This is a genomic window from Acidovorax sp. LjRoot204 (assembly GCF_056175785.1).
The window spans coordinates 1-8,250 of record NZ_JBGFFF010000173.1 but is presented as its reverse complement, the minus strand read 5'-3'; the positions used below and the strand labels follow the sequence as shown (position 1 = coordinate 8,250).

Here is an 8,250-nt window from a genome sequence, read left to right as displayed (position 1 = left end):
GCGCACCGCACGCCCGTGCTGCGCTCCAGCACCGCCGACGAGCGGCTGGGTGCGCAGCTGTTCTTCAAGTGCGAGAACCTGCAGCGCACCGGCGCGTTCAAGTTCCGGGGCGCGTTCAACACCCTGGCCCAGTTCACCGACGAGCAGCGCGAACGCGGTGTGCTCGCCTTCTCGGCGGGCAACCACGCGCAGGCCATTGCACTGTCGGCCCGGCTGCTGGACATGCCTGCCGCCATCGTCATGCCCGAGGACGCCCCCGCCTCCAAGATGGCCGCCACGCGCGACTATGGCGCCCAGGTCGTCACCTACAACCGCTACACCGAAGACCGCGAGGCCATCAGCCGCCGCCTGGCGCTGGAGCGCGGCATGACGCTGGTCCCCCCGTTCGACCACCCCCATGTGATCGCGGGCCAGGGCACGGCGGCCAAGGAGCTTTTTGAAGAAGTGCCCGACCTGGACTACCTCTTCGTCTGCGTCGGTGGTGGCGGCCTGCTCGCGGGCAGCCTGCTGGCCGCCGAGGCCCTGGCGCCGCAATGCCGGGTGGTAGGGGTGGAGCCCGCAGCGGGCAACGACGGCCAGCAGTCGGTCAAGGCCGGGCATGTGGTGCAGATCCCCACGCCCCACACCATTGCCGACGGCGCACAAACCCAGGCGCTGGGCCAGCTCACCTTCCCCATCATCCAGCGCCTGGCCGACGACATGGTCACCGCCACCGACGAGCAGCTGGTCGAGTCCCTGCGCTTTTTTGCCGAACGCATGAAGATCGTGGTCGAACCCACGGGCGCCCTGGCATTCGCCGGGGCCCAGCATGGCAACGTGGACATCCACGGCGCGCGCGTCGGCATTCTCATCAGCGGCGGCAACGTCGATTTGTCGCGCCTGGCACGGTTTCTGGCAGACTAGCCCCCACTTTTTCACTCACCGCGCGGCAGAGCGTGCCTGATCATCAGCGCAAAGGCCCCTGCCCTTCTCCTTTCAGGTTCCCCATGAGCAACGTCACCGTCATCACCCACCCCCTCGTCCAGCACAAGCTCACGCTGATGCGCAAGAAAGACGCCAGCACCAACAGCTTTCGCCGCCTGCTGGGCGAGCTGTCCACGCTGATGGCGTACGAAGTGACCCGCGACATGCCGCTGCAGGATGTGCAGATCGAAACCCCGCTGGAGACCATGACCGGCAAGATGATCGATGGCAAGAAGCTGGTGCTGGTCTCCATCCTGCGCGCGGGCAACGGCTTTCTGGACGGCATGCTCAACGTGGTGCCCGGCGCCCGCGTCGGCCACATCGGCCTGTACCGCGACCCAGCCACGCTGCAGCCCGTGGAGTACTACTTCAAGATGCCGTCCGAAATGGACGAGCGCGACATCATCGTGGTGGACCCGATGCTGGCCACAGGCAACTCGGCCGCGGCCTGTGTGGACCGCCTCAAGAAGCTCAACCCCCGCTCCATCAAGTTCGTCTGCCTGCTGGCCGCCCCCGAAGGTGTGGCCACGCTGCAGAAGGCCCACCCCGACGTGCCCATCTTCACCGCCGCCATCGACCGCGAGCTGAACGACCACGGCTACATCCTGCCGGGCCTGGGCGATGCGGGTGACCGCATTTTTGGCACCAAATAAGCGCACAACGGCAGCGCCCGTGCACCAGCCACCGCAGGGCCTGCCGCCCAGCGGTGGCTTTTTTTTCATCACCGGGCCTCTCTGCGTTGCACAACAGCCCATTGGGAGCCCTACCCTGGTGGGGTGCCCCAGCCTGGTTTCCGGATGCGCTGCACGCATGCACCATTTTTTTTACCAACTGGTGGCTTTCCTCTGGCAGACTTGCCGCTGGTTTGCAGTTACACAGCCACCGACTGGCGCGCTCCTTGCTTGGTAGCAGCACACCCAACCTCCTTGTTTGCTTGTCTGAAGGAACCCCACCATGACCACTCGCCGCATCTTCACCGGACGCCTGCTCTGCACCTCCATGGCCCTCTCGGCCGCCATGGCGATGGCGCCCTCTTTGGCCTTCGCACAGTCCAAGATCAAGGTCGCGGCGATCTACACGGTGCCTTTTGAACAGCAATGGGTCAGCCGCATCCACAAGGCCCTCAAGGCCGCCGAGGCACGTGGCGAGATCGAATACAAGGCCAGCGAAAACGTGAGCAACGCCGACTACGAGCGCGTGATGCGCGAGTACGCCACCGGCGGCAACCAGCTCATCGTGGGCGAGGCCTTTGCGGTAGAAGCCGCCGCCCGCAAGGTGGCCAAGGACTTCCCCAAGACTTCGTTCCTGCTCGGCTCCTCCGGCAAGCCGCAGGCGCCCAATTTCAGCGTGTTCGACAACTACATCCAGGAGCCCGCATACCTGAGCGGCATGGTGGCTGGCGGCATGACCAAGACCAACMASATCGGCATGGTSGGCGGCTTYCCSATYCCCGAAGTSAACCGSCTSATGMACGCCTTCATGGCGGGCGCSAAGGARACCAAYCCCAAGGTCGARTTCASCRTSASCTTCATCAACAGCTGGTTYGAYCCRCCCAAGGCCAAGGAAGCSRCCTTCGCSATGATCGACAAGGGSGCCGACGTGMTSTACGCCGAGCGCTTYGGCGTGAGCGACGCGGCCAAGGAAAARGGCAAGCTCGCCATCGGCAACGTGATCRAYACGCARGMGCAGTACCCCGACACSGTGGTGGCATCGGCCCTGTGGCACATGGAGCCGAGCATCGAGCGCGCGCTCAAGCTGGTCAAGGACGGCAAATTCACGGCCGAGGACTACGGCCCATATTCGATGATGAAACACAAGGGCTCCGAACTCGCGCCCCTGGGCACATTCGAGAAGAAGGTGCCGGCCGACATCGTCGCCAAGGTCAAGGCCAAGGAGGCCGACATCCTGGCCGGCAAGTTCACCGTGAAGGTGGACGACACCCAGCCCAAGTCCACGGCCAAGTAAGCACCGGATGCAGCGGGCGCCGTGCCCGCGTCCTCAACTTCTGTGCACAGGCCACCCCAGCAAAGCGGTGGCCTGTTTGTTTTGATGCTCACCGCCATTGGCTCACCGATCATGTTTTCGCACCACACCACCAAGCCGACTCTGACAACGCGGTGCACCCGCCTGCTGGGCGCCCTGGCCCTGGCCGCCGTGGTCGCGGGCTGTGCCGCCACCTCGCCTGGCAAAACAGCCGTGCGGCTGGACGACACGCCCCGCATCGCCGTCATCTCCGCCTTTGCGCCCGAGCTGACCGTGCTGTTGCCCCAGGTGCAGCAGCCTGCCAAGCACAGCRTCAACGGCGTSGAGTTCACCACCGGCACGCTSGAGGGCAARCCSGTGGTGSTKTTCCTSTCGGGCATCAGCATGACCAACGCGGCSATGAACACCCAGCTGGTGCTGGACCGCTTCCACGTGAGCCACGTGGTCTTCAGCGGCATTGCGGGCGGCGTGAACCCTAGCCTGCACATTGGCGACGTGACGGTGCCCGCACAGTGGGGCCAGTACATGGAATGGCTGATGGCGCGCGAAGAGCAGCCCGGCCAGTACAGCGCCCCCGCGTGGATGAAAAGCGAGCTGACGATGCCCGCTTTCGGCATGATGCACCCGCGCCCGGTGGAGGTGCGATCGGCTGCCAACCCCCAGCTCAGCAAGAAGTTCTGGTTCGAAGCCGACCCGAAGATGCTGGCCACCGCCCGCAGCCTGCAGAACGTGGGCCTGGAGCACTGCCTGGCCGCCACCTGCCTCAAGCAGCGCCCACAACTGGTGGTGGGCGGCAACGGCGTATCGGGCCAGGCCTTTGTGGACAACAAGGCCTTCCGCGAGTACGCCTTCAAGACCTTCGGGGCCAACGTGCTCGACATGGAAACCGCCGCCACCGCCATGGTCGCCCACAGCAAYGGCGTGCCCTACATCGCCTTCCGGTCACTGAGCGACCTCGCCGGTGGTGGTGATGGCGAGAACGAAATGGGCACCTTCATGGGCCTGGCGGCCGCCAACTCGGCCAAGGTATTGCGGGCGTTTCTGGCGGCGTGGAAGTAGATGGCCTCCACCAACGCCCCCGTCCTGAAACTGTCGGACATCACCAAACGCTTCGGCAAGCTCGTCGCCAACGACGCCATCAGCCTGACCCTGGCACGCGGCGAAGTGCTGGCCCTGCTGGGCGAAAACGGCGCAGGCAAGTCCACGCTGATGTCCATCCTGTTCGGGCACTACGTGGCTGACGAAGGCAGTATCGAAGCCTTTGGCCAGCCCCTGCCGCCCGGCCAGCCGCGTGCAGCGCTGGCSGCGGGCRTKGGCATGGTGCACCAGCACTTCACGCTGGCCGACAACCTCASSGTGCTSGACAACGTGCTGCTGGGCAGCGAGCCGCTGTGGCAGCCCTTCTCGCGCCGCAGCGACGCCCGCGCCAAGCTGCTGGCGGTGTCGCAGCAGTTTGGCCTGCCAGTGAGCCCCGAYGCGAAGGTCGGCAGCCTCTCGGTSGGCGARCGSCAGCGCGTCGARATCCTSAAGGCRCTGTACCGSGGCGCGCGCATCCTGATCCTSGACGARCCSACCGCSGTGCTCACSCCGCARGARAGCGARGCGCTGTTCGMCACSCTKGCGCAGATGGTSGCGCAGGGCCTGTCCATCATCTTCATCAGCCACAAACTGGGCGAGGTGCTGCGCGTCTCACACCGCGTGGCCGTGCTGCGCCAAGGCAAGCTGGTGGCCGAGGCGCCTGCACAGGGCACCACGCAGGGGCAACTGGCGCAATGGATGGTAGGCCATGCGATTGAGGCGGCCGAACGCCGCCCCGCGGGGAGCGTGGGCGAGCCCATCTGCACGCTCAGCCACGTGAGCACCGCGCCCACGGGGCGCGACCGGCTGAAAAATGTGTCCCTCACCCTGCGCGCTGGCGAGATCGTGGCGATTGCGGGCGTGAGCGGCAACGGCCAAGTGGCACTGGCCGACCTGCTGTGCGGCGTGCGCAGCGCCTCCACCGGCCAGGTCACGCTGCGCGACGCACCGTTGCAAGCGCGGCCTGCCTGGCTAGTAAGCCAGGGCGTGGCCCGCATCCCCGAAGACCGCCACGCCGTGGGCGTGGTGGGCGACCTGCCCGTGTGGGAGAACGCGGTGTCCGAACGCCTGCGCGGCCCCTGGTTTGCGCACCCGTGGTTCCGTGCCTTCTGGGTCAAACGCCGCGCTGCGCGCCAGCATGCACGGCGCGTGGCCGAGACCTTTGACGTGCGCGGCGGCGGGCCGGACACCCCCGCCCGGTCGCTGTCGGGCGGCAACATGCAAAAGCTCATCCTGGGCCGGGCGCTGATGCCGCCGGAGGACGCAGCGGGCTACACCGCGCCTGCGCCCCAGCTCATCGTGGCCCACCAGCCTACTTGGGGGCTGGATATTGGTGCGGTGATGTTTGTGCAGCAGCAGCTCATCAACGCACGCGATGCGGGAGCGGCCGTGCTGCTGATCTCGGACGATCTGGACGAAGTGCTGGCGCTGGGTGACCGTGTGGCCGTCATGCACGACGGACAACTGAGCGAGGCGCGACGCGCCGAAGACTGGACACGCGAAGCCATCGGCCTGGCCATGGCGGGCGCTGCCCATTGAGCGACAACCACAAGAACAACCCAGCATGAGACTTGAAAAACGCAACCACACCTCCCCCGCCGCCTACGTGCTGGCGCCGGTGGGCGCCGTGGTGTTCACATTGCTCGTCAGCGCCCTGCTGGTGCTGTGGGCTGGCGCGCCCGTGGGGCAGACCTATGCGCTGCTGCTGCAGGGCGCCTCCGGCTCGGTGTTTGCGCTGACCGAAACCCTCACCCGCGCCACGCCGCTGATCCTGACCGGGCTGGCAGCCGCCGTGGCCTTTCGCGCGCGGCTGTTCAACATCGGGGCCGAGGGGCAGCTCTATGCCGGGGCGCTGGCCGCCGTGGCCGTGGGCGGCATGCATGGGGGCACGGGGCTGGAGTGGTCGCCCTATCTGCTCTTCCCACTCATGATGCTGGCGGCCGCGCTGGCGGGCGCGGCGCTGCTGCTGGGCCCGGCGCTGATGAAGGCGCGGCTGGGCGTGGACGAGGTGGTCACCACACTGCTGCTCAACTTCATCATGCTGCTGCTGGTGTCAGCCCTGCTCGATGGGCCGATGAAAGACCCGCTCTCCATGGGCTGGCCGCAGAGTGTGGCATTACAGGGCGACCTGGAACTCTCCAAGCTGGTGCCTCAGACGCGGCTGCACACGGGGCTGCTGTGGGCCGTGTCGCTGGCCGTGATGCTGTGGGCGCTGCTGGCACGCACTGTGCCGGGGTTTGACATTCGTGCTGCGGGAGCCAATGCACGCGCTGCTGCCTTTGCGGGCGTGCCCATCACCCGCACGGTGGTGCTGGTCGCCTTGCTCTCCGGCGGGCTCGCAGGCTTGGCTGGCGCCATCGAAGTGGCCGGTCGCACTGGCTATGTAACGCTCGACATGTCGCCCGGCTACGGCTACAGCGGCATCGTGATCGCCATGCTGGCCGGACTGCACCCGCTGGGCGTGATTGCGGCGGGCACCTTTGTGGCGGGCGTGCTGGTGGGGGCTGACAGCATGAGCCGCGCGGTGGGCGTGCCTACCTACATTGCGGATGTGATCGTGGCGACTTCGCTGATTGCGGTGCTGGTGGCCGGGCTGCTGACGCAGTACCGCGTGCGGTGGAAGTGAAGCAGCCATGACAACCCATACACACCACAATTTCAAGCCAAATAGGCCTCTGGCGCTAGTGAATCATGCGCTAGATGCTATCGAAATGAAAGCAAATTTCCACGGAGCAGCCGCATGACCGAMCTGCTCGACATCCTCGCCAAYCCSGCGTTCTGGATTGCCACCCTGCGGGTCGCCACCCCGCTCATTCTGGGCACGCTGGGGGTTTTGCTGTGCGAACGCGCCGGGGTGCTCAACCTGGGCATTGAAGGGATCATGGTCGCTGGCGCCTTCACTGGTTGGCTCACGGTGTACACGGGCCACGGACTGTGGGCCGGGGTGCTGGTGGCGGCGCTCACCGGCGCAGTGTTTGGATTGCTGCACGCATGGCTCACCGTGGGGCTGGCGCTGTCGCAGCATGTGTCCGGGCTGGGCATCACGCTGCTGGCCACGGCGCTCAGCTACTACGGCTACCGGGTGAGTTTCCCCAAGGTGAACACGCCACCCACCATCGAGCCCTTTGCACCGATGGAATGGCTGGGCATTCCCATCCTGTCGGCACAAACCCCACTCACGCTGCTGGCCCTGCTGCTGGTGCCGCTATTGGCCTGGGTGCTGATGCGCACCCCGCTGGGCCTGGCCGTGCGCATGGTGGGCGAGAACCCGCAGGCSGCCGAGRGCCAGGGYRTSTCGGTSGCGGCCAYGCGCACCGGCGCCATCRTGGCSGGSTCKGCGCTGATGGGCGTGGCSGGSKCSTTYCTCACGCTSTCGGCSTTCAACGCSTTCTTCTTCAACATGATCAACGGCCGCGGCTGGATCTGCGTGGCGCTGGTGGTGTTTGCCTCGTGGCGGCCTGGCAAGGCGCTGCTGGGTGCGCTGCTGTTTGCCTTCTTTGACGCGCTGCAGCTGCGGCTGCAGCAGGCGGGCGATGCGTGGCTGCCGTACCAGGTGTATCTGATGCTGCCGTACCTGCTGTCCATCCTGGCGCTGGTGCTGGTGGCACGCAAGGCGGCGTATCCGCAGGCGCTGATGAAGCCCTAYCGCAAGGGGGAGCGATGAGAAGATGCGAATGAGCCCACCACGCCCGATTCATTCACACCCTCTGGTCGGACCACACCGCAAACTCGTTGCCGCTGGGCTCTGTGAAATGAAAGCGCCGTCCTCCCGGAAAGTCGAACACCGGCTTGACCACATGGCCACCTGCCGCCTCCACCTTGGCCCATGTGGCTTCGAGGTCTGCGCTGTAGAACACCAGCAAGGCGCCGCCAGTGGCTGGAGTGGAACAAAGGCTGGCGCGGAAGAAGCCGCCGTCCAACCCCTGGCCCGAGAAGGCCGTGTATTCGGGGCCATAGTCCACAAAGGTCCATGCAAAGGCCTTTTCAAAGAACGACTTGGTGGCGGGCACATCGCACGCGGCAAATTCGACGTAGTTCAACTTTTCATGTGCGTTCATCGGATGACCCTTTCTTCTTGAGACCCCGCAGTGTGCCAGCGCGTCCCGACGAATATCTACACTCCCCACCATGCTCGACCTGCTCATCACCCACGCCAGCCTGCCCGACGGCCGCCAGAACATGTCCATCGCCGTGCAAGGCGGCCACATCACCGAAGTGACCGAAGGC

General features: G+C 66.0%; 8 protein-coding genes. 7 read left to right on the top strand and 1 reads right to left on the bottom strand.

Translation table 11 applies throughout. From position 1 onward, the window contains the following. From AC04MI_RS21300 to AC04MI_RS21270, 7 genes are all read left to right on the top strand, one after another. Positions 1-903: threo-3-hydroxy-L-aspartate ammonia-lyase (locus AC04MI_RS21300; protein WP_476498629.1), on the top strand; the 903-nt coding region annotated here is incomplete at its 5' end. Positions 904-986: 83 nt separating this feature from the next. Further along, positions 987-1,616 carry a uracil phosphoribosyltransferase gene (upp, locus tag AC04MI_RS21295; RefSeq protein ID WP_056062295.1) on the top strand — a complete coding sequence of 210 codons (630 nt, stop codon included), beginning with the start codon at positions 987-989 and terminating at the stop codon, positions 1,614-1,616. A gap of 301 nt (positions 1,617-1,917) precedes the next feature. Continuing rightward, entirely contained in the window at positions 1,918-2,928 is a 1,011-nt protein-coding gene (locus AC04MI_RS21290; RefSeq protein ID WP_476498628.1) for a BMP family protein, read from the top strand. A 111-nt stretch (positions 2,929-3,039) separates the two neighbouring features. Continuing rightward, a complete protein-coding gene (locus AC04MI_RS21285; RefSeq protein ID WP_476498627.1) occupies positions 3,040-4,005 on the top strand; it encodes a 5'-methylthioadenosine/S-adenosylhomocysteine nucleosidase in 966 nt (321 codons plus the stop codon). Next, positions 4,006-5,562: an ABC transporter ATP-binding protein gene (locus AC04MI_RS21280; protein WP_476498626.1), complete on the top strand. Its 1,557-nt coding sequence runs from the start codon at positions 4,006-4,008 to the stop codon at positions 5,560-5,562. Positions 5,563-5,587: 25 nt separating this feature from the next. Then, positions 5,588-6,649: an ABC transporter permease gene (locus tag AC04MI_RS21275; protein ID WP_476498625.1), complete on the top strand. Its 1,062-nt coding sequence runs from the start codon at positions 5,588-5,590 to the stop codon at positions 6,647-6,649. 114 nt (positions 6,650-6,763) lie between these two features. Continuing rightward, positions 6,764-7,687, top strand: a complete 924-nt coding sequence (locus tag AC04MI_RS21270) for an ABC transporter permease (RefSeq protein ID WP_476498624.1) — start codon at positions 6,764-6,766, stop codon at positions 7,685-7,687. A gap of 34 nt (positions 7,688-7,721) precedes the next feature. On the opposite strand, the gene AC04MI_RS21265 is transcribed toward AC04MI_RS21270, so the two are convergent. Beyond that, a complete protein-coding gene (locus AC04MI_RS21265) occupies positions 7,722-8,081 on the bottom strand; it encodes a VOC family protein (protein ID WP_476498623.1) in 360 nt (119 codons plus the stop codon). Between the last annotated feature and the right edge of the window lie 169 nt (positions 8,082-8,250).

Bases quoted from the DNA above. Each gene is read 5' to 3' on its own strand.
- upp (WP_056062295.1), top strand. From the start codon at position 987: ATGAGCAACGTCACCGTCATCACCCACCCCCTCGTCCAGCACAAGCTC.
- AC04MI_RS21275 (WP_476498625.1), top strand. From the start codon at position 5,588: ATGAGACTTGAAAAACGCAACCACACCTCCCCCGCCGCCTACGTGCTG.
- AC04MI_RS21265 (WP_476498623.1), bottom strand. From the start codon at position 8,081: ATGAACGCACATGAAAAGTTGAACTACGTCGAATTTGCCGCGTGCGAT.